This window comes from Klebsiella sp. CN_Kp073 (genome assembly GCF_040065495.2).
Lineage (GTDB): Bacteria > Pseudomonadota > Gammaproteobacteria > Enterobacterales > Enterobacteriaceae > Klebsiella > Klebsiella aerogenes.
The window spans coordinates 2,989,403-3,013,482 of the sequence record NZ_CM198051.1 but is presented as its reverse complement, the minus strand read 5'-3'; the positions used below and the strand labels follow the sequence as shown (position 1 = coordinate 3,013,482).

At 55.3% G+C, this 24,080-nt stretch carries 27 protein-coding genes and 1 pseudogene; 18 read left to right on the top strand and 10 right to left on the bottom strand.

Going from position 1 to position 24,080, the window contains the following annotated elements:
- Positions 1-44 precede the first annotated feature (44 nt).
- Positions 45-233: a YegP family protein gene (locus ABLV66_RS14550; RefSeq protein ID WP_045396087.1), complete on the bottom strand. Its 189-nt coding sequence runs from the start codon at positions 231-233 to the stop codon at positions 45-47.
- A gap of 167 nt (positions 234-400) precedes the next feature.
- Here ABLV66_RS14550 and ABLV66_RS14545 point away from each other — a divergent pair, with 167 nt between their 5' ends.
- Positions 401-649: a GlsB/YeaQ/YmgE family stress response membrane protein gene (locus ABLV66_RS14545; RefSeq protein ID WP_020079088.1), complete on the top strand. Its 249-nt coding sequence runs from the start codon at positions 401-403 to the stop codon at positions 647-649.
- A gap of 521 nt (positions 650-1,170) precedes the next feature.
- On the opposite strand, the gene ABLV66_RS14540 is transcribed toward ABLV66_RS14545, so the two are convergent.
- The gene (locus ABLV66_RS14540; protein WP_045396221.1) at positions 1,171-1,767 is read right to left on the bottom strand and encodes a hypothetical protein; all 597 of its coding nucleotides are present in this window, start codon (positions 1,765-1,767) and stop codon (positions 1,171-1,173) included.
- Positions 1,768-1,944: 177 nt separating this feature from the next.
- On the opposite strand from ABLV66_RS14540, the gene ABLV66_RS14535 reads away from it, so the two are divergent.
- Entirely contained in the window at positions 1,945-2,754 is an 810-nt protein-coding gene (locus ABLV66_RS14535) for an MBL fold metallo-hydrolase (RefSeq protein ID WP_045396090.1), read from the top strand.
- A 92-nt stretch (positions 2,755-2,846) separates the two neighbouring features.
- Positions 2,847-3,020 carry a hypothetical protein gene (locus tag ABLV66_RS14530; protein ID WP_155956331.1) on the top strand — a complete coding sequence of 58 codons (174 nt, stop codon included), beginning with the start codon at positions 2,847-2,849 and terminating at the stop codon, positions 3,018-3,020.
- Between the two features lie 150 nt (positions 3,021-3,170).
- Here the strand turns inward: ABLV66_RS14530 and ABLV66_RS14525 are convergent, their stop codons facing one another.
- Positions 3,171-3,290, bottom strand: coding sequence for a small membrane protein (locus ABLV66_RS14525; RefSeq protein WP_348877082.1), 120 nt, complete (start codon positions 3,288-3,290; stop codon positions 3,171-3,173).
- 553 nt (positions 3,291-3,843) lie between these two features.
- On the opposite strand from ABLV66_RS14525, the gene sufA reads away from it, so the two are divergent.
- The 7 genes from sufA (at position 3,844) to ldtE (ending at position 10,452) form a co-directional block, all read left to right on the top strand.
- The gene (gene sufA, locus ABLV66_RS14520) at positions 3,844-4,221 is read left to right on the top strand and encodes a Fe-S cluster assembly scaffold SufA (protein ID WP_348877081.1); all 378 of its coding nucleotides are present in this window, start codon (positions 3,844-3,846) and stop codon (positions 4,219-4,221) included.
- Between the two features lie 2 nt (positions 4,222-4,223).
- Positions 4,224-5,711, top strand: coding sequence for a Fe-S cluster assembly protein SufB (gene sufB / locus ABLV66_RS14515; RefSeq protein WP_045396097.1), 1,488 nt, complete (start codon positions 4,224-4,226; stop codon positions 5,709-5,711).
- A gap of 16 nt (positions 5,712-5,727) precedes the next feature.
- Positions 5,728-6,474 (top strand): Fe-S cluster assembly ATPase SufC, encoded by a 747-nt coding sequence (sufC, locus tag ABLV66_RS14510; protein ID WP_045396098.1) that lies wholly within the window; start codon positions 5,728-5,730, stop codon positions 6,472-6,474.
- Positions 6,449-7,720: a Fe-S cluster assembly protein SufD gene (sufD, locus tag ABLV66_RS14505; protein ID WP_045396101.1), complete on the top strand. Its 1,272-nt coding sequence runs from the start codon at positions 6,449-6,451 to the stop codon at positions 7,718-7,720. Before sufC ends, sufD begins: the two co-directional genes overlap by 26 nt.
- The gene (sufS, locus tag ABLV66_RS14500; RefSeq protein WP_047050186.1) at positions 7,717-8,937 is read left to right on the top strand and encodes a cysteine desulfurase SufS; all 1,221 of its coding nucleotides are present in this window, start codon (positions 7,717-7,719) and stop codon (positions 8,935-8,937) included. Before sufD ends, sufS begins: the two co-directional genes overlap by 4 nt.
- Positions 8,938-8,948: 11 nt before the next feature.
- Positions 8,949-9,365, top strand: coding sequence for a cysteine desulfuration protein SufE (gene sufE, locus ABLV66_RS14495; protein WP_047046681.1), 417 nt, complete (start codon positions 8,949-8,951; stop codon positions 9,363-9,365).
- A gap of 100 nt (positions 9,366-9,465) precedes the next feature.
- The gene (gene ldtE / locus ABLV66_RS14490) at positions 9,466-10,452 is read left to right on the top strand and encodes a L,D-transpeptidase LdtE (RefSeq protein ID WP_047046679.1); all 987 of its coding nucleotides are present in this window, start codon (positions 9,466-9,468) and stop codon (positions 10,450-10,452) included.
- Positions 10,453-10,512: 60 nt separating this feature from the next.
- Here the strand turns inward: ldtE and ABLV66_RS14485 are convergent, their stop codons facing one another.
- The 3 genes and pseudogenes from ABLV66_RS14485 to ynhH all read right to left on the bottom strand — a co-directional run.
- Entirely contained in the window at positions 10,513-10,749 is a 237-nt protein-coding gene (locus tag ABLV66_RS14485; RefSeq protein ID WP_002908860.1) for a major outer membrane lipoprotein, read from the bottom strand.
- Positions 10,750-11,060: 311 nt separating this feature from the next.
- On the bottom strand, positions 11,061-12,473 hold the full coding sequence (gene pykF, locus ABLV66_RS14480; protein WP_045396113.1) for a pyruvate kinase PykF: 1,413 nt from the start codon (positions 12,471-12,473) through the stop codon (positions 11,061-11,063).
- Between the two features lie 7 nt (positions 12,474-12,480).
- Positions 12,481-12,615, bottom strand: a pseudogene (ynhH, locus tag ABLV66_RS14475) (protein YnhH); the annotation flags it as partial.
- On the opposite strand from ynhH, the gene ABLV66_RS14470 reads away from it, so the two are divergent.
- The gene (locus ABLV66_RS14470; RefSeq protein ID WP_161801916.1) at positions 12,611-12,742 is read left to right on the top strand and encodes a hypothetical protein; all 132 of its coding nucleotides are present in this window, start codon (positions 12,611-12,613) and stop codon (positions 12,740-12,742) included. The pseudogene ynhH and the gene ABLV66_RS14470 sit on opposite strands and share 5 nt — an antisense overlap.
- 234 nt (positions 12,743-12,976) lie before the next feature.
- Positions 12,977-13,189: a fumarate hydratase FumD gene (gene fumD / locus ABLV66_RS14465; RefSeq protein WP_045396115.1), complete on the top strand. Its 213-nt coding sequence runs from the start codon at positions 12,977-12,979 to the stop codon at positions 13,187-13,189.
- Between the two features lie 26 nt (positions 13,190-13,215).
- Here the strand turns inward: fumD and ABLV66_RS14460 are convergent, their stop codons facing one another.
- A complete protein-coding gene (locus tag ABLV66_RS14460; protein ID WP_045396118.1) occupies positions 13,216-13,854 on the bottom strand; it encodes a TetR/AcrR family transcriptional regulator in 639 nt (212 codons plus the stop codon).
- Positions 13,855-13,981: 127 nt separating this feature from the next.
- On the opposite strand from ABLV66_RS14460, the gene ABLV66_RS14455 reads away from it, so the two are divergent.
- From ABLV66_RS14455 to ABLV66_RS14440, 4 genes are all read left to right on the top strand, one after another.
- Positions 13,982-15,832, top strand: a complete 1,851-nt coding sequence (locus tag ABLV66_RS14455) for a bifunctional sugar phosphate isomerase/epimerase/4-hydroxyphenylpyruvate dioxygenase family protein (RefSeq protein ID WP_348877080.1) — start codon at positions 13,982-13,984, stop codon at positions 15,830-15,832.
- Between the two features lie 76 nt (positions 15,833-15,908).
- Complete coding sequence (locus ABLV66_RS14450; RefSeq protein ID WP_348877079.1) at positions 15,909-17,231, top strand: MFS transporter; 1,323 nt, start codon at positions 15,909-15,911, stop codon at positions 17,229-17,231.
- A 15-nt stretch (positions 17,232-17,246) separates the two neighbouring features.
- Positions 17,247-18,083: a shikimate dehydrogenase family protein gene (locus ABLV66_RS14445; RefSeq protein ID WP_348877078.1), complete on the top strand. Its 837-nt coding sequence runs from the start codon at positions 17,247-17,249 to the stop codon at positions 18,081-18,083.
- Between the two features lie 55 nt (positions 18,084-18,138).
- A complete protein-coding gene (locus ABLV66_RS14440) occupies positions 18,139-18,882 on the top strand; it encodes a substrate-binding domain-containing protein (protein WP_223683742.1) in 744 nt (247 codons plus the stop codon).
- On the opposite strand, the gene ABLV66_RS14435 is transcribed toward ABLV66_RS14440, so the two are convergent.
- From ABLV66_RS14435 to ABLV66_RS14425, 3 genes are read right to left on the bottom strand one after another with little or no spacing between them, the layout of a single operon-like run.
- Positions 18,866-19,615: an ABC transporter ATP-binding protein gene (locus tag ABLV66_RS14435; protein WP_348877077.1), complete on the bottom strand. Its 750-nt coding sequence runs from the start codon at positions 19,613-19,615 to the stop codon at positions 18,866-18,868. The genes ABLV66_RS14440 and ABLV66_RS14435 overlap by 17 nt on opposite strands.
- Positions 19,612-20,619 carry a FecCD family ABC transporter permease gene (locus tag ABLV66_RS14430; RefSeq protein ID WP_348877076.1) on the bottom strand — a complete coding sequence of 336 codons (1,008 nt, stop codon included), beginning with the start codon at positions 20,617-20,619 and terminating at the stop codon, positions 19,612-19,614. The genes ABLV66_RS14435 and ABLV66_RS14430 overlap by 4 nt, the downstream gene beginning before the upstream one ends.
- Positions 20,609-21,667 (bottom strand): ABC transporter substrate-binding protein, encoded by a 1,059-nt coding sequence (locus ABLV66_RS14425; protein ID WP_348877075.1) that lies wholly within the window; start codon positions 21,665-21,667, stop codon positions 20,609-20,611. Before ABLV66_RS14425 ends, ABLV66_RS14430 begins: the two co-directional genes overlap by 11 nt.
- A 198-nt stretch (positions 21,668-21,865) precedes the next feature.
- Between ABLV66_RS14425 and ABLV66_RS14420 the strand changes: the two genes are divergently transcribed.
- The gene (locus ABLV66_RS14420; RefSeq protein ID WP_047078791.1) at positions 21,866-22,585 is read left to right on the top strand and encodes a purine nucleoside phosphorylase YfiH/LACC1 family protein; all 720 of its coding nucleotides are present in this window, start codon (positions 21,866-21,868) and stop codon (positions 22,583-22,585) included.
- Between the two features lie 80 nt (positions 22,586-22,665).
- Positions 22,666-24,069 carry a CBM96 family carbohydrate-binding protein gene (locus tag ABLV66_RS14415; RefSeq protein ID WP_348877074.1) on the top strand — a complete coding sequence of 468 codons (1,404 nt, stop codon included), beginning with the start codon at positions 22,666-22,668 and terminating at the stop codon, positions 24,067-24,069.
- Positions 24,070-24,080: the final 11 nt, after the last annotated feature.

Here is a 24,080-nt window from a genome sequence, read left to right as displayed (position 1 = left end):
GTCGCCACATTATTTTAAGGGGATGCGCTTGCATCCCCTTCTTGTTATTGCGTTTCGTCCTTGATGACCTCGCTGGCGCCGTTTTTCTGCACCGAGGCGATACCCTTTTTAGCCGCATCTTTCGACGAGTACATCTCGCTGGTGGCGATGGTCTCATGGTTGTCAGCCTTCAGCAGAAAATACCACGGCTGCGAGACACTCTTTTCAGACTTTTTCAGTACGTAATATCCCATTTCTCACTCCTTCGGCGTTAACGAGCACTGAATAATCTGTAGACCATGGCTAACGGCGCGGCAAGCAATCATCTAATAAATATATATTTGTTAAATCATTCGTTGTAATTATGCTACTATTTTAATTACGAATTACATTCACGGTAACAAAGAGGACGGAGTTAACCATGGGTATCATTTCCTGGATCATTTTTGGTTTGATCGCTGGTATTTTGGCTAAGTGGATTATGCCGGGCAAAGACGGCGGTGGATTTATTGTCACCGTGATCCTCGGTATTATCGGTGCGGTAGTCGGTGGCTGGATCAGTACGTTATTCGGCTTTGGCAAAGTTGACGGTTTTAACTTCGGTAGCTTTGTCGTGGCGGTAATTGGCGCACTTGTGGTGCTGTTTATCTACCGTAAAGTGAAGAGCTAATACGCCGAGCGCCTATTCACGCTGAGACAGCAAACCGCCGTGAATCACGGCGGTTTTTTTTGTGCTCATGATAGCCGCAAGCAAACAAAAAAAGCCCGCTGGATACCTGCGGGCGAACCCATTTTGGCAAATTTTTCGGATGCTTCCTTACAAAGGGCGTAAACACCGTTTTGCCGGATGTTAAGGCGCAGCCCGACCGCTTCCCGGCTGGAGAAGCGGCTGGACAATTTTATGCCCAATTCAGTGGTAAAATAAGCTAACAAAAACGGTAGGGGAAGGGGGGATGGTTACTCCAGTAACACGCTCATCACCAGCAGCACTACCATGCACATCGACATAATACTGATATCAATCATCCTGTAAGACACAAGCTCCCGTAAATAATAGCCCAGCGTTGCTCCGGCAAGTATTCATCAACGACGTCAATTGTACATGAGTAAACGCAGACTTAACCAACCCTGCTTTTAAGAATTAACTCACTTCATCACAAAATTGAATCGTTCTGCAAAGAAGGCTTGCTATTAATTGCCAGCAGCGTCGATTGGCGCTTTGGGGAAAATCTGTAGTCGGGCTTCGGATGTGTAAAATGGAATCAGCAGAAAAGCTAAACCTGCACCACCGGTTGCATACTGCACTGCCAGATCGGCGCTGCGGGTGATAAATATTTGATGACCTCCCCAACTACAAGCCACGCTCATATCCGGCGTACAGTTTTTCCATTTGCTCAGTAACTCGCCACTTTTTGTCAGGTATAAGTACTTCTTGTCCGAACCCGATGGCGGCGCCGCGGATTCGGCTAACAGGATGAACGTTTGAGTGCTTACTACTTTCCCTTGTCCGTCTAACGATGAGGCCTGTAGCGTTGCGGTAGGGTAGTTGAAGCGTAATTCAACGGTTGCGGCATTTTTATCACTGACGTAAAAAACCTGCGTTAAATTATCCGCGCCCCAATACTTTCCGCCGCTGGATTGAAGCGGTTTGATCTTAAATCGATATACGTTCTGCGTGCGTATATCCTGGCGCTGGGAGTATTCGGCATTGTATTGCGCGCTTTGCGGCGCGTTAACCGAGCAGCCGGTAAGTAACCCCATTAATATTAATGCTGAAATTTTGCGCATGCCTTCCCCGTCCATCATTCATCTATTGCCGCCGGTTGATTATGCCCGTTAAGCCAAACGATAAAAAACGCAGAACGCTACCAAACTCGGTAGGTCGTTGCATCACGCGCCATCTGTCATATAGTTAAAATAAGTGGTGGCACGCTTGTTATTGCATCATGGAACAGAGAGGGAGATATGACAATTACGCTTTGCAAAGCTTGCGGTACCTCCTATGAATTTAGCGAAGGCCCTGCACAACAACATTGCCCGATCTGCGAAGATGAGCGTCAATTTGTTCCTGTGGGCGGGCAGCAGTGGATTACGTTAAATAAGCTTACCGCATCGCATAACAATAAGTGGCAGCAGCATAACAGTGGGCTTTTTAGCATTCGCACCATCCCCAGTTTTGCCATTAACCAGCGTGCATTTCTGCTGCGTACGCCGCAGGGCAATATTCTGTGGGACTGCATCGCCAACCTCGATGAGGCGACAAAAACGCTGGTTTCCGCGCTGGGTGGGCTGAAAGCCATCGCTATCTCACATCCGCATTACTACAGTTGTATGCAGGATTGGGCGGCGGAGTTTAAGGCGCCAATCTATCTGCATGGGGATGACCGCCAGTGGGTCATGCGCGACAGCCCGTGGATTACCTTCTGGGAGGGCGATAGTCTGCAACTGACGGCCGATGCCAGTCTGATTCGCCTTGGTGGGCATTTTGCTGGTGGCTGCGTCCTGCACTGGGCGCAGGGCGACGGCCTGCTATTATCCGGCGATATAGTCCAGGTTGCGCCGGGAGCTAACGCCGTTTCTTTCATGTGGAGTTATCCCAATATGCTGCCGCTGCCGGCTGCCACGGTGAGTGATATCCTCCGACGTCTCGACGGGGTGAAGTTTAGTCAAATCTACGGCGCGTTTGAAGGGCGGGAAATTCTGGTTAATGCCCAAGAAATCGTACGTCAATCGGGGAAAAAGTATGTGGCATGTTTGGCCAGACATAGCGTCTAGTTATGCCGGGCTCTCTTTAGGACGAAAAAAACTGAATCGGAAGTATTCTTGAACCAGTAATATGCCCGGCGAAAGTTCATGAGGAATTGGCCATGAATATTTCTGGTCTTGAGCGACACTTATTATTTTGTGTCAATGTTTCTGGTTTATTTACCACAAAAATGATAATCGATAGTCTGCATTGGGCATTGCTTGTAGCGGTTTTTTACAATGGGGTTTATATCATTGTTTTCTTCGCCAGCGAGTCACTTACCGTGGTGCAATAAATATTCTATGGAAAAGTCATTAAAGGCATGGCGAAGAGCGTCAGCGTGGGGGGGCGTTTCTTGTTGTGTCTGTATGCCCCTGTGACGGGGCATGATTGAAAATTATAATGGAAAGTCTTTTGATAGAAGTGGGGAATAATATTTGAGTTATTAATATTTCTTTTTGAATGTGCTTTTTTGTTTTTTTCGATCCTTGATATAGGAGATGAAAACAGCAACGGCAAGTAACAAAAGAATTATCACAATAATAACGAAAAATAAATTTTCCATTTGAGATATCCTCAGGAATGAAGATCGGCGATTTTATTGTTATGGCGAAGAATCTACCTCTCCACCAGGAAAAATCCTAGTAAAAAATACGCGTCGGATAACAAAAAGTATAACCGAATGATGGTTCATAATAGAGGTGGCATTAAATTCCGAATTCCAGCGGCAGAAACGCTATTTTCTATAGCTAATTACTATTATTTTCACTTTGATGACATCCTGAAGGTACAGGCGTTCTCAATCCTGGCGCTGGCTAGGAAGCTACCTGTGGCCACCACATAGACGGGCCTTTTGCCTATTCAATAAATAGGTATTTTCGATGCATCTTTCTTCATTGCCGCTTTATATACGCGCTTATCCTAATAACTTATTATTTATCAATCTATTAATTGCAAAAAATGCGGTCTGATAACCTCTCGACCAGGGTCTATGCTTATAGAAAAGCGTAAAAAGGGGCGAAATGGCCGAATACTCCTGTTCCTGCAGGGTTGAAGTGATAATCATTATCACTAACATGAGGGTAGGGCCCGATAGCGGCAATCGATGAGGTAGAGCGATGGAATTACAAACAAGCACCTTTAATCCCGACGATTTTAACTGGCAGGGGCTGAAGATGACCCCCGCGGCGGCGGCCCATATCCGCGAACTGATGCATAAACAGCCGGACAAGCAGGGGCTACGTCTGGGAATCAAAACCAGCGGCTGCGCCGGTTTTGGCTACGTGCTGGAGATGATTGCCGAACCGGCGGACGACGACCTGCTGTTTGAGCGCGACGGCGCGAAGCTGTTTGCGCCGCTGCAGGCGATGCCGTTTATTGATGGCACCGAACTGGATTATGTTCGCGAAGGCTTAAATGAAATATTCAAGTTTCATAACCCGAAAGCGCAGCACGAATGCGGCTGCGGCGAAAGCTTCGGGGTGCAGGCGGAGTAACTATGTCTCGAAATACTGAAGCAACTGACGATGTCAAAAGCTGGACCGGCGGCCCGCTCAACTATAAAGAAGGCTTCTTTACTCAGCTACAAACCGATGAGCTAGCCAAAGGCATTAACGAAGAGGTGGTTCGCGCGATTTCCGCGCGTCGTAATGAACCGGATTGGATGCTCGAATTTCGTCTCAACGCTTTTAAGGCGTGGCAGGAGATGGAAGAGCCGCACTGGCTGAAAGCGCATTACGATAAGCTCAATTATCAGGATTACAGCTACTACTCGGCGCCATCCTGCGGTAACTGCGATGATACCTGCGCCTCGGAACCCGGCGCGGTACAGCAAACCGGGGCGAATACCTTCCTGACGAATGAAGTCGAGGAAGCCTTTAACCTGCTTGGCGTACCGGTGCGTGAAGGCAAAGAAGTGGCGGTGGACGCCATTTTCGACTCGGTATCCGTGGCGACCACCTACCGCGAGAAGCTGGCGGAGCAGGGGATCATCTTCTGCTCCTTTGGCGAAGCGATTCACGATCATCCGGAACTGGTGAAAAAGTACCTTGGTACCGTAGTGCCGGGCAACGACAACTTTTTTGCCGCGCTGAACGCCGCGGTCGCCTCTGATGGCACCTTTATCTACGTGCCGAAAGGCGTGCGTTGCCCGATGGAACTGTCGACCTATTTCCGTATCAACGCCGAGAAAACCGGCCAGTTTGAACGTACGATTCTGGTCGCCGACGAAGGTAGCTATGTGAGCTATATCGAAGGCTGCTCGGCGCCGGTACGCGACAGCTATCAGCTGCACGCGGCGGTGGTGGAAGTCATCATCCATAAAGATGCAGAAGTGAAGTACTCCACCGTGCAGAATTGGTTCCCCGGCGATAACAATACCGGCGGCATCCTTAACTTCGTCACCAAGCGCGCGCTGTGCGAAGGCGAAAACAGCAAGATGTCGTGGACCCAGTCGGAAACCGGTTCGGCCATTACCTGGAAATACCCGAGCTGCATCCTGCGCGGCGATAACTCGATCGGCGAATTCTTCTCGGTGGCGCTGACCAGCGGCCATCAGCAGGCGGATACCGGGACCAAAATGATTCATATCGGCAAGAACACCCGCTCGACCATTATCTCAAAAGGGATCTCCGCCGGACACAGCCAGAACAGCTATCGTGGGCTGGTCAAAATTATGCCGACCGCCACTAACGCCCGTAACTTCACCCAGTGCGATTCGATGCTGATCGGCCCGGACTGCGGGGCGCATACCTTCCCCTATGTCGAATGCCGCAATAACAGCGCCCAGCTGGAACACGAAGCCACCACCTCGCGTATTGGCGAAGATCAGCTGTTCTACTGTCTGCAGCGCGGCATTAGCGAAGATGATGCGATCTCGATGATCGTCAATGGATTCTGTAAAGACGTGTTCTCAGAATTGCCGCTGGAGTTCGCCGTCGAAGCGCAAAAATTGCTGGCTATTAGCCTTGAACATAGCGTCGGCTGATAATTAAGGAAAAAAGATGTTAAGTATTAAAGATTTGCAGGTCGCCGTAGAAGACAAAGAGATCCTGCGCGGGCTGAACCTTGAGGTGCGCCCCGGCGAAGTGCACGCGATCATGGGCCCTAACGGCTCAGGGAAAAGTACGCTCTCGGCGACGCTCGCCGGACGGGAAGATTACGAAGTCACCGGCGGCAGCGTCGAGTTTAAGGGCAAAAACCTGCTCGAATTAGCCCCGGAGGATCGCGCCGGGGAAGGCATTTTTATGGCTTTTCAGTACCCGGTGGAAATTCCCGGCGTCAGTAATCAATTTTTCCTGCAAACCGCGCTCAATGCGGTGCGCGGCTATCGCGGCCTGGAAGCGCTGGATCGTTTCGATTTCCAGGATTTAATGGAAGAGAAGATCAAACTGCTGAAGATGCCGGAAGATCTGCTAACTCGTTCGGTGAACGTCGGTTTCTCCGGCGGCGAGAAAAAACGCAACGATATTCTGCAAATGGCGGTGCTTGAGCCTGAGTTGTGTATCCTGGATGAATCGGATTCCGGGCTGGATATAGATGCCCTGAAGATTGTCTCGGAGGGGGTTAACTCGCTGCGCGACGGCAAACGCGCCTTTATTATCGTCACCCACTATCAGCGTATCCTCGATTACATCAAACCGGATTACGTCCACGTGCTGTATCAGGGGCGGATCGTCAAGTCAGGCGATTTTACTCTGGTTAAACAACTGGAGGAGCAGGGCTATGGCTGGCTTAGCGAACAGCAGTAACGCGCTGCAGCAGTGGCATCATCTGTTTGAAGCGCAGGGCGAGGCGCGCACGCCGCAGGCCAATCAGCATCTGCAGCAGCTGTTGCGCCTGGGACTGCCGACGCGCAAACATGAAAACTGGAAATACACCCCGCTGGATACGCTGCTAAGCGGCACTTTTGTTGCAAGTCCGGCGACGCTCGGCGTGGCGCAGCGCGACGCGCTGGCGCTCAATCTCGACGCCTGGCGGATGGTGTTTGTCGATGGCCGCTTCAGCCCGGCGCTCAGTGACGATCTCGCCGCTAGCGGTTTTGACGTCAGCGTTGATAACCAGCGCCAGCATCTGCCGGAAGCGGTACAGCCGGAAGTGTTTCTGCATCTCACTGAAAGCCTGGCGCAGACGGTGACTCGCATCAGCGTGAAGCGCAACCAGCGCCCGGAAAAGCCGCTGCTGCTGATGCATATCACCAGCGGTCTGGCCGGCGACGAGCTTAATACCGCCCACTATCGTCATCATCTGGCGCTGGAGAGCGGGGCGCAGGCGACCATCATCGAACACTATACTAGCCTTGATGAGCAGCGGCATTTCACCGGCGGACGCCTGACCATGTCTGTCGCCGACAATGCCCATCTGCAGCATATCAAGCTGGCATTTGAAAATGGGCAAAGCTATCACTTCGCCCATAACGATCTGCTGCTTGGCCGCGATGCTTCGGCTTTCAGCAGCAGCTTCCTGCTGGGCGGCGCGGTGTTACGACACCATACCAGCACCCGTCTGGCTGGTGAAAACAGCAATCTGCGTATTAACTCGCTGGCGATGCCGGTGAAAAACGAGGTCTGCGACAGCCGCACCTGGCTCGATCACCGCGTTGGCTACTGCAACAGCCGTCAACTACACAAAACCATCGTCAGCGATAAGGGGCGGGCGGTGTTTAATGGCCTGATTAACGTCGCGAAACACGCGCTGAAAACCGATGGTCAGATGACCAATAACAATCTGTTGTTGGGAAGGCTGGCGGAAGTCGATACCAAACCACAGCTGGAAATTTACGCCGACGACGTCAAATGCAGCCACGGCGCTACCGTCGGGCGCATTGATGACGAACAGCTGTTTTATTTGCGCTCGCGTGGTATCGATCAACAGGCGGCGCAGCAGATGATCCTTTACGCCTTCGCCGCCGAGCTCACTGAAGCTATTAGCGATGATGCGCTGAAACAACAGGTGTTGGCGCGTATAGGCAAGCGCCTGCCGGGAGGAGATGCATGACATTTTCAGTGGAACGCCTGCGCGCCGATTTCCCGGTGCTGAGCCGCGAGGTTAATGGTCAGCCGCTGGTCTATCTCGATAGCGCCGCCAGCGCGCAGAAACCGGAAGCGGTGATTAATGCCGAAGCCGAGTTTTATCGCCACGGTTACGCTGCCGTCCATCGTGGTATCCATACCCTGAGCGCCGAAGCGACGGCGCGGATGGAGCAGGTACGCCAACAGGCGGCCGCTTTCCTTAATGCCCGTTCGCCGGAAGAGCTGGTGTTCGTACGCGGTACCACCGAAGGCATCAATCTGGTGGCCAATAGCTGGGGCGGGGCTAACGTCGGGGCCGGCGATAATATTATCGTCAGCGAGATGGAACACCACGCCAATATCGTGCCGTGGCAGATGCTCTGCGCCCGCGTCGGCGCCGAGCTAAGAGTGATCCCCCTCAACCAGGATGGCACCCTACAGCTCGACGTTATCCCCGGCCTGTTTGACGACCGTACCCGACTGCTGGCGATAACCCAGGTGTCGAACGTGCTGGGGACGGAAAATCCGCTATCGGCGCTGATCCCGCTGGCACATCAGCATGGCGCTAAGGTGCTGGTGGATGGCGCGCAGGCGGTGATGCATCACCCGGTGGATGTGCAGGCGCTGGATTGTGATTTTTACGTCTTCTCGGCGCATAAGCTGTACGGGCCGACCGGTATCGGCGTGTTGTACGCCAAAGAAGCATTGCTGCAGGAGATGCCGCCGTGGGAAGGCGGCGGGTCGATGATCGCCACCGTCAGCCTGAAAGAGGGTACCACCTGGGCGAAAGCGCCGTGGCGCTTTGAAGCCGGTACGCCGAATACCGGCGGAATTATTGGCCTCGGCGCGGCGCTGGACTATGTCAGCCAGATTGGGCTTGAGCAGATTGGCGAATATGAGCAGACGCTGATGCGCTATGCTCTCGAGGAGCTGAAAAAGGTGCCGGACTTGACGCTTTATGGCCCGCAACATCGGTTGGGCGTCATCGCTTTTAACCTCGGGAAACATCATGCCTACGATGTCGGCAGTTTTCTCGATAACTACGGGATCGCGGTGCGCACCGGCCACCACTGCGCAATGCCGCTGATGGCGTTCTACCAGGTTCCGGCGATGTGCCGGGCATCGCTGGCGATGTACAATACGATGGAAGAGGTGGATCGGCTGGTGGCCGGGCTACAGCGGATCCACAAATTACTTGGTTAAAGGACGCGACTATGGCGGCATTACCAGACAAAGACAAATTGCTGCGCAACTTTACCCGCTGCGCCAACTGGGAAGAGAAGTATCTCTACATCATTGAACTCGGCCAGCGCCTGGCGCCGCTCAGCGCGGAAGAACACATCGCGCAGAACATTATTCAGGGCTGCCAAAGCCAGGTGTGGATCGTGATGGAGCAGGAGCCATCCGGCGTGATTACCCTGCGCGGCGATAGCGATGCGGCCATCGTCAAAGGGCTGATTGCGGTGGTCTTCATCCTTTACGACCGCATGACCGCGCAGGATATTAGCGAATTCGATGTGCGTCCGTGGTTTGAAAAAATGGCGCTGACCCAGCATCTTACCCCCTCCCGCTCGCAGGGCCTTGAAGCGATGATCCGCGCAATTCGCGCGAAAGCTGCAAATCTTAGCTAGAATAAACAGGTAGATTTCATTCTGTTACGTGCGACGAAGGCGAGTGCTTTCGTCGCCGCGCAGATCCTGGCGTTTTATCAGCGAAAGAAGGAATCTCAGTATGAAACGCGCGTCTCTCATCACGATGACCCTTCTCGCAGCTCTGAGCGCGCAGCACGGCGCCTGGGCTGTCGATTATCCACTTCCCCCTGCCAACAGCCGTTTGATTGGCCAAAACCAATACTGGACGGTACAGGAAGGGGATCGCAACCTGCAGGCTATCGCCCGCCACTTCGACACGGCGGCGATGCTGATTCTTGAAGCCAACGATACGATTGCGCCGGTGCAGCCGAAGCCGGGCACCCGGGTCTTAATCCCATCGCAGATGCTGCTGCCGGATGTGCCGCGTGAAGGCATTGTCGTCAATCTGGCCGAGCTGCGGCTGTACTATTTCCCGCCGGGGCAAAATCAGGTGCAGGTCTATCCCCTCGGCATTGGCCAGTTGGGGCTGGAAACGCCGGAGATGACTACCCGCGTCGGTCAGAAAATCCCTAACCCGACCTGGACGCCAACTGCCGGTATTCGCGCGCGCTCGCTGGAGAAGGGCATTAAGCTGCCGCCGGTGATCCCCGCCGGGCCTAATAATCCATTAGGCCGTTACGCCCTGCGGTTGGCCTACGGTAACGGCGAATATCTGATCCACGGTACCAACGCCCCTGATAGCGTCGGGCTACGGGTGAGCTCCGGCTGTATGCGGATGAATGCCGATGACATTAAGGCGCTGTTCAGCCAGGTGCGCGCCGGGACGCCGGTGCGGATTATCAATCAGCCGGTGAAGTTCGCGGTAGAACCCGATGGTAAACGCTACGTAGAGGTCCACAGGCCGCTTTCGCAAACCGAAGGGGAAAATACCCGGACAATCTCTTACTCGCTTCCTGCCGCGTTTCAGGCCTTTTCTGACGATAAAGCGGTGGATGATCTGCAGCTGAAAAAAGCGCTGTCGCGAAGAGCGGGGTATCCGGTGGTGGTTTCGGAAGGGGCGGGCAGCGCGACGACGGAGCTGTCGGCGCAGAATAGCCAGCACAACGACGCTAAGCTGACGCAGTAGGGTAAAATGACAGGCAAAAAAAATGGCGCACAATGTGCGCCATTTTTATTACCAGAACTCTTACTTACGGTAAGAGTGAGCCTGGTTGTCCAGACGCTGGTTAGCGCGAGCTGCGTCGTCTTTAGCAGCCTGAACGTCAGAACGCATTGCGTTCACGTCGTTGCTCAGCTGGTCAACTTTAGCGTTCAGAGTCTGAACGTCAGAAGACAGCTGATCGATTTTAGCATTGCTGGAGCAACCAGCCAGCAGAGTAGAACCCAGGATTACCGCGCCCAGTACCAGTTTAGTACGATTCATTATTAATACCCTCTAGATTGAGTTAATCTCCATGTAGCGTTACAAGTATTACACAAACTTTTTTGGGATGAGAATATTTTTTTTATCCGAATGCACTTATTTTTGATCGTTCGCTCAAAGAAGCATCGAATTCGTCGATCTGGTTTAAAAAGCGCTGTGAAAACAGAAGGCTTCCATCGGATTCATCTTAGATAATCTCTTATTAAATAGTAAAATCCGATTTGCATTTTTATTAAGAACAGCTAGGGAATGAATAAAAAAAAGCGCCCCAGAGGGACGCTTTAAAAAAAGATAAAATAACCTGTAAATTATTACAGCACGTGCACGGAGGCTGTGTTAGTGGTGCCGCTTGGAACCAGCGCGCCGGAAACCATCACAACCACGTCGCCTTTACGCGCCAGGCCGCTCTGCAGCGCCAGCTCTTTACCCAGGTGGTAGAAATCATCAGTAGAGGCGATCTCTTTCACCAGCTGCGGTACCACGCCTTTGCTGAGAACTAACTGACGAGCGGTGGTTTCGTTGGTGGTCAACGCAAGGATAGTGGCGTCCGGGAAGTATTTACGCACTGCGCGCGCAGATTTACCGCCCTGGGTGGCGACGACGATCAGCGGCGCTTCCAGTTTCTCAGCGGTTTCAACGGCGCCGCGGCAAACCGCTTCGGTAATGCGCAGTTTACGGTTGTCGTTGTTGTAATCCAGACGGCTGGTCATCACGCGGTCGGTACGCTCGCAGATGGTCGCCATAATGGTAACGGCTTCCAGCGGGTATTTACCTTTCGCGGATTCGCCGGACAGCATAACGGCATCGGTGCCGTCGAGGATGGCGTTAGCGACGTCGCCTGCTTCAGCGCGGGTCGGGCGCGGGTTTTTGATCATGGAATCCAGCATCTGGGTCGCGGTGATAACGACTTTGCGCGCGCGGATACATTTTTCGATGATCATCTTCTGCGCGAAGATAACTTCTTCAACCGGGATTTCAACGCCCATATCGCCGCGAGCAACCATGATGCCGTCAGAAGCTTCGAGGATTTCGTCGAAGTTGTTCAGACCTTCCTGGTTTTCGATTTTGGAGATGATCTGGATGTTTTCGCCGCCGTGCGCCTTCAGGTGCTCGCGGATTTCAACGACGTCAGAACGTTTACGGATAAAGGAAGCCGCAACGAAATCAACGCCTTGCTCACAACCGAAGATCAGGTCCTGCTTGTCTTTGTCAGCCAGCGCCGGCAGAGCGATGGAAACGCCCGGCAGGTTAACGCCTTTGTTCTCGCCGAGGTCGCCGTTGTTCAGCACTTTACAGATAACTTTGTTACCTTCGATAGCGGTCACTTCCATGCCGATCAGACCATCGTCGACCAGCACGGTGTTGCCGACGCTCAGGTCGGTGGTGAAGCCTTCGTAGGTCACCGCAACGATTTCATTGTTGCCGACCACGGACTTGTCAGTGGTAAAGGTAAAGGTCTGGCCCGCTTTCAGGGAGACGTCGTTGCCGCCTTCCAGCTTAATGGTGCGGATTTCCGGCCCTTTGGTATCCAGCAGGATTGCGGCTTTCTTACCGGTTTTGTTCATCACATTGCGCAGGTTCTGGATGCGCTGACCGTGTTCCGCATAGTCGCCGTGAGAGAAGTTCAGACGCATGACGTTCATGCCCGCGTCCAGCATTTTGGTCAACATCTCTTCGGATTCGGTTTTCGGACCGATGGTGCAAACAATTTTGGTCTTTTTCATGACAGTCTTAGTCTTTAAGTTGTGAAGGATATGGAAATCTCGCTCCGGGGGCGCACTGCCGCGGAGTCAAACCTGTGTTACGAAAGTTGCAATGCCACGCTCTAAGGATAGGTGACAACAAAAGAGCGTGCAGAAGAATGTGTGCTGGCGGTTCAGCCCATGAAAAGTGGCAATGTTTTGTACGTTTTTTTGTGCAGTCCAATGCGCTGAAACCATTCAAGAAAGAATCGAGGCGCATTATACGCTGCCGAAACCAAAAAGGAAAATAAAAACGGCGTTTCATTTTTAGTGTGATTAATGTAACAAAATTCACACGATTTGCTCGCGAACCTGCAACACACTTTTGCCGCAGCGGATCAGATTAAACGGCGTTTTATCATATTTACTAACCGATTAAAGGCAGTAAAACGCCTCATTGAACGAAAAAAATAGCGCAGTTTGCTTTATTATAAAATCGTATCAATAATGAATTGATTGATAATGATAATTTAAGAGTCTTAATAATGGGAAATAAAGCGAAAGACGACGAGCTCTATCAGGAAATGTGCCGCGTAGTGGGTAAGGTGGTATTGGAAATGCGCGATCTTGGCCAGCAGCCAAAACATATTGTTATTGCCGGTGTCGTACGCACCGCGCTGGCAAATAGCAAAATTGAACGTTCCGCGCTAACCCGCGAGGCGATGGAAAGGGTGATTCACGCGTTATCGGGGCACTAATCGCCGCGCCCCGACATAAGTAATGCTTAAGAGATAACGAACCGAATCACCGCTTTCACCGCAATCTCGCAGTGGTGTGAAACCATTGCTTCGTCGTCGATTTCAGGCAGCGGATCGTCGAGGTACAGGCTACTGAAGGTATAAAAATTCGATACCTGATAGAAGCTGAAGCTGCTAATCAGTCGGTGCACGTCGCGCGCCTGCAGACCGGCCTGGAAAATCCCCTGTTGCTGGCCGCGTTGTAAAATATCCTCGATTATCGACAACGCGGTACGGTTCAGCGGCTTCAGCTCCTCTGAACCCTTGAGCCACTTCCCGCGCTGCATGTTTTCCATGCAGATAACCCGCATATAGTCGGCATGCGTGGCGTGATAGCGCACGCTCCATTTCACCAGTTGCGCCAGCGCCTCTACCGGCGGCAGATGCTCCAGCCCCAGCTGTTGTTCCGTTTCACGGATCTGCGCATACACATGTTGCAGTACCGCCTGGTACAGCTGCTCTTTGCTCTTGAAGTAGTAGACCACCATACGCTTGGTAGTTTGCGCCTCGATGGCGATCTGCTCCATACGCGCGCCGGGAAGGCCATATTCGGCGAACACGGTAATGGCGGCGGCGAAGATGCGCTCTTTCAGGGATTGTGCTTCATCATGAGCAACGAGGGACATAACGACTCCTTTTTCTGTGGAGACAAAAAATACACATAATGATCACAATTCAGCAACCAAATCTGGCGCCTGTGAACCAAATGATACATAGTCAGTGCTCATGTCGAATGATGACCCGAGGACTCTTATGTTGCGTTCCATCGCTACCGTTTCGATATCCGGTACTTTACCTGAAAAGCTGCACGCTATCGCCGCGGCCGGTTATCAGGGCGTTGAAATCTTTGAAAACGATCTGCTCTATTATACGGGCACGCCGCGCGATATTCGCAACCTTGCCGCTGAATTAGGGCTAAAAATCACGCTTTTTCAACCCTTTCGTGATTTCGAGGGCGCCAGCCGCGCGCAGTTTGCCGCTAACCTGCAGCGGGCGAAGCGGAAATTCGCCCTGATGCATGAATTAGGCTGCAACACCATGCTGCTCTGTAGCAACGTTCAGCCGGACTGTTCTGCCGATATCGAACTGCAGGTCGCCGACCTGCGCGCGCTGGCTGAGCTCGCCGAGCAGGAGGGGATTATCATCGGCTACGAGGCGCTGGCGTGGGGAACCCACGTCAACCGCTGGCGTCAGGCATGGGAACGGGTGCAGCGGGTGAACAGCCCGGCGATGGGCATTGTGCTTGATAGCTTCCATATTCTGTCGCTCGGGGATGATCTACAAGGCCTTGCCGCGGTGCCGGTTGAGAAAATCACCTTCCTGCAGTTGGCTGACGCGCCGATGATGAAGATGGATGTCCTTGAATGGAGCCGTCATTTCCGCTGCTTCCCGGGCCAGGGGCAACTGCCGCTGGTGGAATTCGCCTGTGAACTGACCCGCTGCGGCTACCGCGGACCCTGGTCGCTGGAGATTTTCAATGACGGCTTTCGCGCCTCACCCAACGGCGCCACGGCAAAAGATGGCTACCGTTCATTGCTGTGGCTCGAAGAGCAGACTCGTCGGCAGCTTGCGGATAGCGACGCGGCGTTATTTTCGCCACCTGCGCTACCGCACTATGACGGTCTGGAGTTTATCGAGTTCGCCGCCAGTCCGGCGGAGTCTACCGCGCTAGGCCAGCGCCTGACGCAACTGGGCTTTAAGCATCAGGGCAAGCATCGTTCCAAGCAGGTTGCGCTCTGGCGCAATGGCGAGGCGCGGGTGATTGTTAATGCGCAGCCGCACAGCTGGGCCGACCATTTTCATCAGCGCCACGGCGTCTCATTGTGCGCGATGGCGCTACGGGTAAGCCGCAGCGCGCCGGTTGTGGAACGCGCCCGCGCCTACGGTTATGCCACCTGGCAGGGGGATGCGGGGCCAAATGAGAGTTCGATCCCGGCGGTTTGCGCTCCGGATGGCAGCCTGATCTACCTGGTCGAAGCCGGTGACGATATCTACGCCCGCGATTTTCATTTACAGGCAGCGGCGCCGCGCGACGACTACCGCGGTATTGACCATCTCGCGTTAGGCATGGAGGCCGATAGCCGCGACAACTGGATTATCTTTTTCCGTACGGTTTTCGGCTTCAGTCTCGAACATGAACAGACGTTGCCTGACCCGTATGGACTGGTGCGCAGCCTGGCGGTTCATAGCCCGCAGGGCGATATTCGTCTGGCGCTGAATATATCGCAAAGCCGAGCCACGCAGATTGCGCGTTCGGTCGCCTGTTATCAGGGGGCCGGGCTGCAGCACGCCGCTTTTGCCTGTCGCGATTTACCCGTAACGCTCGAAAGTCTGCCGCAGGCTGCGCTGAACGCGCTGCCTATCCCGGCGAATTACTATGAGGATCTGCTGGCGCGCTTTGGCGAAGAGCCGCAGGTAGAGACATTGCAGCGCCTGCAAATTCTCTACGACCGTGACGCCCGCGGCGGCGAATTCCTGCATCTTTATACCCGTCCATTCGTGGCGGGGCGCTTCTTCTTCGAATTGACCGAACGGCGTGACGGTTACGCCCAGTACGGCGCGGTAAATGCCGCCGTCCGCCTTTCGGCCATGCAGTACAGTTAAACGTAGCAAATGGTTCACAACACAACATCGCAAACACAATAACAACATTCATCTGTACTCAAGACAGGAAACGACTATGAATTCTTATAGCCATAACCAGGCGACGGCGGCGGATACTGCGACCACCGCGCCTCGCTCCCGGCGGCGTATCGGGATCCTGGCGCTGCTGGCCGTCGGCACGATGATTAACTATCTCGACCGCACGGTGCTCGGTATCGCCGCGCCGAGACTGACCGCCGAGCTCGGCATTGATGCCGCCATTATGGGAATTGTCTTTTCGGCCTTTGCCTGGACCTATGCGCTGGCGCAAATTCCCGGCGGTATTTTCCTCGATCGCTTCGGCAATAAGGTGACCTATTTTCTCTCCCTGGCGCTGTGGTCGCTGTTCACTTTATTTCACGGTATGGCAATTGGCTTGAAAACGCTGTTGCTGTGTCGTTTTGGGCTTGGCGTCAGTGAAGCGCCCTGTTTTCCGGTTAACAGCAGGGTAGTGAGTACCTGGTTTCCGCAGCAGGAGCGCGCGAAGGCCACGGCGGTCTACACCGTCGGCGAATATCTCGGGCTGGCCTGTTTCTCGCCGCTGCTGTTCTGGATTATGGGCAGCTTCGGCTGGCGTGCGCTGTTTATCAGCGTCGGGGTTGTTGGCATCCTGTTCGCGCTGGTCTGGTGGCGTTGCTACCGCGACCCCCATCAGGACAGCCGCCTGAGCGACAGTGAACGCGAACATATTCTTCGCGGCGGCGGACTGGCTAGCGCGCAGCAGCAGCAAAACGCTTTTAGCTGGCCGCTGGTGCGCCAGCTGTTGGCAAAACGACAGGTGATTGGTGCCAGCGTCGGTCAATTCGCCGGTAATACCGTGCTGGTCTTCTTTCTGACCTGGTTTCCAACGTACCTGGCGACCGAGCGCCACATGGCGTGGTTGAAAGTAGGCTTCTTCGCCATCTTGCCGTTTCTCGCCGCAGCGGGTGGCGTGCTGTTTGGCGGCTGGCTCTCCGACAAGCTGTTGAAAGCCACCGGTTCGGCCAATCTGGCGCGTAAGCTGCCTATCGTCGTCGGGCTGATGATGGCCAGCAGCATTATTTCCGCCAACTGGCTGCCGAGCGACCTGGCGGTGATCCTGATGATGTCTTTTGCCTTTTTCGGTCAGGGTATGGTTGGCCTTGGCTGGACGCTAATCTCCGATATCGCGCCGCAGGGGATGGGCGGGATAACCGCCGGTATCTTTAATTTCTGCACCAATCTGGCGGGGATCCTCACGCCGCTGATTATCGGTTTTATCGTTGCCGCTTCCGGTAGTTTTTTCTACGCGCTGGTCTATATCGGCGGCGCGGCGCTGCTTGGCGTAGTGGCCTATCTGTTTATTCTTGGCGATGTCAAACGCATCGAACTTTCGCAGTAACAACAGGAGTAGGGCATGATCATTAGTGGTCATACGCGGCTGATAGCGCATCTTGGTTATCCGACCGCCAGTTTTAAAGCGCCGATGATTTATAACCCATGGCTGGCCCATTGCGAGGCGGACGTCAAAGTGGTGCCGATGGGGGTGAAGCCGGAGGATTACGCGGCGCTGGTGCCAGCGCTGTTTTCCATGACTAACATCGTCGGCGCGCTGGTCACCATGCCGCATAAAATGGCGACCTGTGGGCTGGTCGACCAGTTGAGCCCGACGGCGGCAATCGCCGGCGCCTGCAACGCCATCCGCCGCGAAGCCGACGGCAGCCTGCTCGGCGATATGTTCGATGGCGCAGGCTTTGTGCTGGGGATTACGCGCAAAGGCTTTCAACCACAAGGGGCGAGGGCGCAGGTGTTCGGCTGCGGCGGCGTCGGCTCGGCGATTGCCGCATCGCTGGCGGCCGCCGGGGTCAGTACCTTGACGCTGTTCGATACCTCTTTATCCGCCGCCGAGGCGCTGGCGCAGCGGCTGCATCAGCACTATCCACGTCTGGAGATCGTTCTGATGCAGCGCGATCCCGCCGCGCAGGATCTGGTGGTCAACGCCACGCCGCTGGGCATGAAAGCGGATGATCCGCTACCGCTGGATGTTTCGCGCCTGTCGCCGCGTACCTGGGTCGGCGAGGTGGTGATGAGCGTTGAATATACTCCGCTACTGCGGGCGGCGCAGGCGCTGGGGTGCCCGATTCAGCGCGGTACCGATATGCTGTTCGAGATGATCCCGGCCTATCTCGAGTTCTTCCAACTGCCGGTGGCGACGCCGGAACAGCTGCGCGAACGGGCGGAAATTCGCTACTGAATCAGTAAAAAAGGCGTTACCCTAGCGCTATATCTTCATCTTTATAGCGATTGTTGTGATGACCACTTCATTGACCCTGCTGGCGGCGGGAAGCCTGAAAAGCGCTTTCCTCCCGCTGCTGGCGCGATTTCAGCAGCTTAGCGGCATTCTGGTCGAGGCGCAGTTCGGCCCGGCCGGTCTGCTGCGCGAACGCATTGAAGGCGGCGAACGCTGCTCGCTGTTCGCCAGTGCGAATACCGAACACCCTCAGGCGCTGCTGCAGGCCGGGCTTGCGATAAACTGCTGTTCGTTTGCCGCCAACCGGCTGATGCTGACTGCGCGCCGCGCGCCTGACACCGATCGCGCTGACTGGCTGGCGTTACTTCGCGACGGGCGACTGCGGCTGGCGACCTCGACGCCGGGTTGCGATCCTTCCGGTGATTACACCTGGCAACTCTTTGCTCGCCTTGAAGCCAGCTATCCGGGCCTCGGCCGGGCGTTGATGTCCCGGGCGCAGCAGCTGGTCGGCGGTCGGGCGTCGCTGACTGTACCGTCTGGCACGAGCGCAGGAGAGTGGCTGATTGGCGAAGACTTTGCCGACCTGTTTATCGGCTACGCCCACTATGCGGTTCAGATGACGGAGAGCGCGCAGTTTCGCACGCTACTGATTCCCGAGCCGTGGAACATTCGCTGCGAGTATCAGCTGGCGCAAATTGAGGAGAGCGCTGCCGCGCGGCAGCTACGGCGCTATATAACCGCAGAAGAAGGGCAGATGTTTCTGCGCGCGGCAGGATTTTTGACCGTTAGCGATGGATCGTAAACTGCGGCGCCAGTAACGGCACTGCGCTACCGGGATGGTCGATTTTGTGAACCGGCAGGCCGTAGGCACGCTGCAGGTTCGCTTCGCTGAGTACCGCGAACGACTCTCCCGCCAGCCATTCGCCGCCGGGCAACAGCAGCAGGGTGTGGCTGGCTATCTGCAGAGCATGAGTCGGGTCATGGGTGGTGAATACCACGGTGCGCCTCTGCCGATGAGCAAGATTGCTAATCAGCTGTAATACAACCTGTTGATTAGCCAGATCCAGCGCCGAACAGGGTTCGTCTAACAGAATATTTTGACTGGCGCCGACCAGCGCGCGGGCAATGAGCACCAACTGCTGCTGGCCGCCGGACAGAGCGCGAAACACCTGATTGGCCAATGCGGCGATCCCCAGCAGCGCCAGCGCCTGTTGAACCTCCCGCTCATCTTCCGGCCCCGGCTGCGCGAACAGATCGACGAGTCGCGCGCGGCCCATCAGCACCACATCGCGTACCCGCCAGCCAAACGCCGGGCGGAACGATTGCGGCACGATGGCAATGCCGCCTTCTACGTTAAACTGCCCGCCGAGCGGCGACAGAACGCCGGTCAGGGTATCCAGTAGCGTGCTTTTGCCGCGACCGTTGGCGCCCAGTATCGCCCAGATTTCCCCGTGACGGCACTGCATGGACAGCGGGGCGAAGAGCGGCTGACGATGGCCGTAGCGCAGGGCGTTCAGTGATAATGAAATGTTCATTGGGCCACACCGCGGCGTTGGGACTGAATCAGTAAAAGGGTAAACAGCGGCGCGCCGAGCAGGGCGGTAATAATGCCAATCGGAATCTCCGCCTGGGTTAACGTGCGCGCCAGGTCGTCCACCACCACCATAAACGCGCCACCGAGCCAGAATGCTGTTGGCAGCAGGCGGCGGTGATCGGCGCCGACAAGCAGTCGCGCCAGATGCGGAATAACCAGCCCCACCCAGGCGATGCTGCCGCTGACCGCGACCTGGGCGGCGACCAGCACCGCGCAGCAGACCAACACTCCGCGGCGCAATTTGACCACCGAAACGCCAAGACCGCGCGCATCTTTATCCTCCAGCGCCAGCAGGTTGATACGCCAGCGCAGCTTTAGCAGGATAACGGCGGCGACGGCGACCGGCAGCGCCATGGACAGCACTTTATGCCAGTTGGCGGTGGCAAAGCTGCCGAGCAGCCAGAAAACGATATTCGGCAGGGTTTCTTCCGTATCGGCAAGGTACTGCATCAGGCTGACCAGCGCGGCAAAGAAACCGCTGAGAATAATGCCGGAAAGGATCAGCGCCAGCGTGTTTTCACGCCCCTGCAGCGTGGCGATGAGATAAACCAGCGCCAGCGCGGCGAGGCCGAAGAAGAAGGTGCAACCCATCATCGATACGATGTCCAAGCCCAGCAGGATAGCAAGCGTCCCGCCGAAGGCGGAGCCGGAGGTGACCCCGATGATATGCGGGTCGACCAGCGGGTTATGGAATACGCCCTGTAGCGTCGCGCCGCATAGCCCCAGCGAGCCGCCGGCCAGCAGCGCCATCGCTACCCTGGGAAGTCTGACTGACCAGACGATCTGCCCGGCGACGCCACTGCCGGGCGCGCCATGGGTAAGCTCATGAAAGACCTCATTCAGGCTGAGGTGGTATTGCCCCAGGCATAGTGAGGCGATAGCGATAAATAGCGTCGCCGCCGCCAGCCCGCCGTGCAGCAGCGCCCAGTGAAGGTTACTGCGCATTCGGCGTCCATTTCACGCGGTAGAAGCGTTGATAGTAATCCTGCGCTTTGGCATCGACATCGACGTTCCGGTAGCGGGAAGGATAGAGCTTTTTCGCCATCCACAGTTCGCCTATCGCCAACGCCTCCGGCATTGGGTAGCCCCAGGCCTTGGCGTATTCCGGCATCAGCCATACCCGGTGGTTTTTCACCGCGTCTATCGCTTGCCATTGCGGGTCGTTTTCAATCTGTTTGACCACTTGCGGATAGCGGTCCTGGACGAAGATCACCTCAGGGTTCCATTGCAGAATCTGTTCCAGCGAGACCTGGCGTGCGCCCTTGACCGTGGCGGCGGCGACGTTTAGCGCTCCGGCATGCTTCATCATCAGCCCGGTATATTTGCCGGAACCGTATGTGTTGAGGTCCGGGTTGGCCATGTACACGCGCACACGCTGGCTGTCAGGGATAGCGGCGACCGGGGCGTTAGCTTCTGCCCGCGCCGCGAAGGTGTAATCAATCAGCGCTTCGGCCTGGCTTTGGCGTTCGACGACTTCGCCAATCAGGCGGATCCCCTGTTTAAGGCCGTCGTTATAGGCCTGTTCTTCATTGGCCATTGTCGGGTTCATTTTGTTTTTCTCACCCGCCGCGTCCTGACGGAGGGATATCGCGACGACCGGAACCCCGGCGTTTTGGATCTGCTGGATCATCGCCTGCGGCGCGTAGTTAGCGACGAACACCACCTGCGGATGCAGTGCCAGCAGGCTTTCGATATTGACCTGAGTTAAATCGCCCGGCGTCGGCAGCTTTTCAATAGTGGGCATAAAGCGGACAAACTGCGGCCCGAGCTGTTTTTTCCAGCTGCTTAACACGCCAACGATATCGTCGGCGGCATTCAACTGGACCAGGAGATTAAGCGTCTGGTGCTGCAGGACGACCGCGCGGGTGATGTGATCCGGCAGCGTAACCTGGCGGCCCAGCTGGTCGGTGACGGTGCGCTCGGCAAAAGCCTGGCTGGTGAACAGGCTGGCGCTGCACAACGTCAGCGCCAAAAGTAAACGGTGTGGTGACATGGATTGACCCGGTTGGATAAGAATAATCGATGTATATTAAATTATATAGCGGTGCCGGGTGCAAATAATTACTGCGTTCCCACCTTGTTATGGCCGGCAGCGAGCTTGAGGTCCCGCCGGGAACAAAGCATCCACATCTTGCGTATCGATGGGCTTTGGCCTACGGTAAATCCACCACCAATTTATTTACGCGCCGTTATGTCTTATCCATCCCGCTTATTAAGTGATATCCCCGGTATTCGCTACGCTTTTCTTGATGTGCACGAAACCGCCGCCTTTCCGTACAGCGAAATGGCGCCGGTGAAGCTGGTGCACGGCAATGTGGTTCATCACTATCAGGGGCCGCAGGCAGAGCGGCCGCACGCCGATGCGGTGTTTACGGCCCTGCGTGGGCAAAAGGTCGGCGTCGTTACCGCCGACTGTTTACCGTTATTGATGGCCTCGCGGGATGGGCGCTATGTTTGCAGCGTGCATGCCGGCTGGCGCGGAGCGGCGAGCGGCATTATTGAAAACAGCCTGGCGCTGTTTCACCAGCATCAGGTGGCGCCAGAAGAGATAGTGGTGGTCTGCGGGCCGCATATTCACGCCTGCTGCTATGAGGTTTCGGCCGAGTTTTATCAAACGCTGTTGACCATGCCGGCGGGCGAGTTGGTACGACGCTACAGCGACGAGCTCTTTCATCAGCGCCTCGCTCCGCCAGAAGCGGGGCAAGCGCGGGCTAGCGGTAGCGATAATCTGTGGTTCGATCTCCGCGCGCTGGCGCAACGGGTGCTGCAACAGGCCGGGGTGGCGGCGGAAAATACCGAATGGCTGGGGAGCTGTACCTACTGCACGCCGCAGGCGCTCGGCTCCTACCGTCGGCGCACCCATTTTCCGGCGGCCAAAACCTTCCAGTACTCATGGATTATGCGCGAATGAGATAAAATGATGTTTGCTGATGTGTAACATCGGCGCCGGTTTGCTATCTCTACGGTCCTTCAAACAAGGAGGATCGTAAAATGAAAGCTAACTCAGTTGTACTGGCCCTGACCCCGCTGCTGGCCGCCAGCGCTTTTTCCGCCCATGCAGGACCGCAAGCCCAGGCGGTATGCGGCTACAGCCACACCCTTGGCGACGACGCGATTATGATGTTCGGTATGCCAAACCAGGCGATGTGGCATGATTTCTTCGGCAATATCCACACCGACGCGGTCTCAACCTATCAGACTCTGCGCGCGCAGCCGGAAACCACCTGTGATAACAAGGCCGACAGTTCTGCTTACTGGGCGCCGTCGATGAAGTTGCCGGATGGACAAATTGTCACTCCGGCTTATCAGAAAACCTATTATCAGGCGACCAAAGTCGAACGGTATCCGCTGCATCCTTTCCCGTCGGGGCTGGAGCTGCTGGCTGGCGACCACCACGGCTCCGCGCCGAGCTCGCGGATAACCTTCCTGTGCGCCAACGGTAAAGGCTATAGCAACAAAGCCGGTGAGGTTTGCGGCCTGCGTAAAGCGGGAGATGCGGTGCAGTTTAATATCGGTATTCAGTTCCCCAACTGCTGGGACGGCGTTAACCTCAAGCCGAGCCATGACCACAGCAATGCCGCTTATGATGTCAACGGCGCCTGCCCGGCCGACTATCCGGTAAAAATCCCGACGGTCAATATGAATATCGCCTACGTACTGCCGCAGATTACGTCTCTGGACACGGCGAAAATTGAGCTGTCGATGGACCCGGTTATGAATGGTGATAAACGTGAAGAGAAGTGGGGCAGCATCTATACCGCCCATGCTGATTTCATGAACGGCTGGACGGTAGAAGGGGCGCACTTCATGACCGAACACTGTATGAATGAAGGCATGGATTGCGGTACCAACGTGCCTTATAGCTTCTCGCTGGCGGAAGAAAACGCGGTGGTTGAGAGCGCGCAGCCGAATGTTAACTTCGGCGCGCCCGAAGCGCTGCAAATTTCCGATAACTGGAAGAACGGCGGCCGCACCAGCAACCCGGAAACCCTCACCCTGGTGAAGTTTAAAATCCCGGCGCTGCCTAAAGATCAGGATGCGTCGCTGTTTAAATATCGCCTGCGTCTGTACGGCGGTAAGGTTGAAACCAACGGCGCGGACCAGATCTTCTTCTACCCGGCCAGTAATGACTGGAGCGCGGCGAGCGTGACCTGGAAGCATCGCCCGACCTGCAGCTACAATTCAGATGCTCAACTGTATCTCAATTCATCACGTGAGTATCGGATGGTGGATATCGATAAAGCGGTACGTAAAGCGCTGGCGGAAGGGAAAACCGAGATCTCCTGGTACATCGGCGGCGATCGTCAGGGTAACCACTATCAGTTTGACGCCGCATCGGCGCAGAAGCAGCCGATCCTGATGCTGGTTGGTTTTAAAACCACCCCGGAAATTTAATTCACAATAAA

Excerpts from the sequence above, each read along its gene's own strand:
- ABLV66_RS14550 (WP_045396087.1), bottom strand. The coding sequence starts at position 233 with ATGGGATATTACGTACTGAAAAAGTCTGAAAAGAGTGTCTCGCAGCCG.
- ABLV66_RS14545 (WP_020079088.1), top strand. The coding sequence starts at position 401 with ATGGGTATCATTTCCTGGATCATTTTTGGTTTGATCGCTGGTATTTTG.
- ABLV66_RS14540 (WP_045396221.1), bottom strand. The coding sequence starts at position 1,767 with ATGCGCAAAATTTCAGCATTAATATTAATGGGGTTACTTACCGGCTGC.
- ABLV66_RS14535 (WP_045396090.1), top strand. The coding sequence starts at position 1,945 with ATGACAATTACGCTTTGCAAAGCTTGCGGTACCTCCTATGAATTTAGC.
- ABLV66_RS14530 (WP_155956331.1), top strand. The coding sequence starts at position 2,847 with ATGAATATTTCTGGTCTTGAGCGACACTTATTATTTTGTGTCAATGTT.
- ABLV66_RS14525 (WP_348877082.1), bottom strand. The coding sequence starts at position 3,290 with ATGGAAAATTTATTTTTCGTTATTATTGTGATAATTCTTTTGTTACTT.
- sufA (WP_348877081.1), top strand. The coding sequence starts at position 3,844 with ATGGAATTACAAACAAGCACCTTTAATCCCGACGATTTTAACTGGCAG.
- sufB (WP_045396097.1), top strand. The coding sequence starts at position 4,224 with ATGTCTCGAAATACTGAAGCAACTGACGATGTCAAAAGCTGGACCGGC.
- sufC (WP_045396098.1), top strand. The coding sequence starts at position 5,728 with ATGTTAAGTATTAAAGATTTGCAGGTCGCCGTAGAAGACAAAGAGATC.
- sufD (WP_045396101.1), top strand. The coding sequence starts at position 6,449 with ATGGCTGGCTTAGCGAACAGCAGTAACGCGCTGCAGCAGTGGCATCAT.
- sufS (WP_047050186.1), top strand. The coding sequence starts at position 7,717 with ATGACATTTTCAGTGGAACGCCTGCGCGCCGATTTCCCGGTGCTGAGC.
- sufE (WP_047046681.1), top strand. The coding sequence starts at position 8,949 with ATGGCGGCATTACCAGACAAAGACAAATTGCTGCGCAACTTTACCCGC.
- ldtE (WP_047046679.1), top strand. The coding sequence starts at position 9,466 with ATGAAACGCGCGTCTCTCATCACGATGACCCTTCTCGCAGCTCTGAGC.
- ABLV66_RS14485 (WP_002908860.1), bottom strand. The coding sequence starts at position 10,749 with ATGAATCGTACTAAACTGGTACTGGGCGCGGTAATCCTGGGTTCTACT.
- pykF (WP_045396113.1), bottom strand. The coding sequence starts at position 12,473 with ATGAAAAAGACCAAAATTGTTTGCACCATCGGTCCGAAAACCGAATCC.
- ABLV66_RS14470 (WP_161801916.1), top strand. The coding sequence starts at position 12,611 with ATGTGTGCTGGCGGTTCAGCCCATGAAAAGTGGCAATGTTTTGTACGT.
- fumD (WP_045396115.1), top strand. The coding sequence starts at position 12,977 with ATGGGAAATAAAGCGAAAGACGACGAGCTCTATCAGGAAATGTGCCGC.
- ABLV66_RS14460 (WP_045396118.1), bottom strand. The coding sequence starts at position 13,854 with ATGTCCCTCGTTGCTCATGATGAAGCACAATCCCTGAAAGAGCGCATC.
- ABLV66_RS14455 (WP_348877080.1), top strand. The coding sequence starts at position 13,982 with ATGTTGCGTTCCATCGCTACCGTTTCGATATCCGGTACTTTACCTGAA.
- ABLV66_RS14450 (WP_348877079.1), top strand. The coding sequence starts at position 15,909 with ATGAATTCTTATAGCCATAACCAGGCGACGGCGGCGGATACTGCGACC.
- ABLV66_RS14445 (WP_348877078.1), top strand. The coding sequence starts at position 17,247 with ATGATCATTAGTGGTCATACGCGGCTGATAGCGCATCTTGGTTATCCG.
- ABLV66_RS14435 (WP_348877077.1), bottom strand. The coding sequence starts at position 19,615 with ATGAACATTTCATTATCACTGAACGCCCTGCGCTACGGCCATCGTCAG.
- ABLV66_RS14430 (WP_348877076.1), bottom strand. The coding sequence starts at position 20,619 with ATGCGCAGTAACCTTCACTGGGCGCTGCTGCACGGCGGGCTGGCGGCG.
- ABLV66_RS14425 (WP_348877075.1), bottom strand. The coding sequence starts at position 21,667 with ATGTCACCACACCGTTTACTTTTGGCGCTGACGTTGTGCAGCGCCAGC.
- ABLV66_RS14420 (WP_047078791.1), top strand. The coding sequence starts at position 21,866 with ATGTCTTATCCATCCCGCTTATTAAGTGATATCCCCGGTATTCGCTAC.
- ABLV66_RS14415 (WP_348877074.1), top strand. The coding sequence starts at position 22,666 with ATGAAAGCTAACTCAGTTGTACTGGCCCTGACCCCGCTGCTGGCCGCC.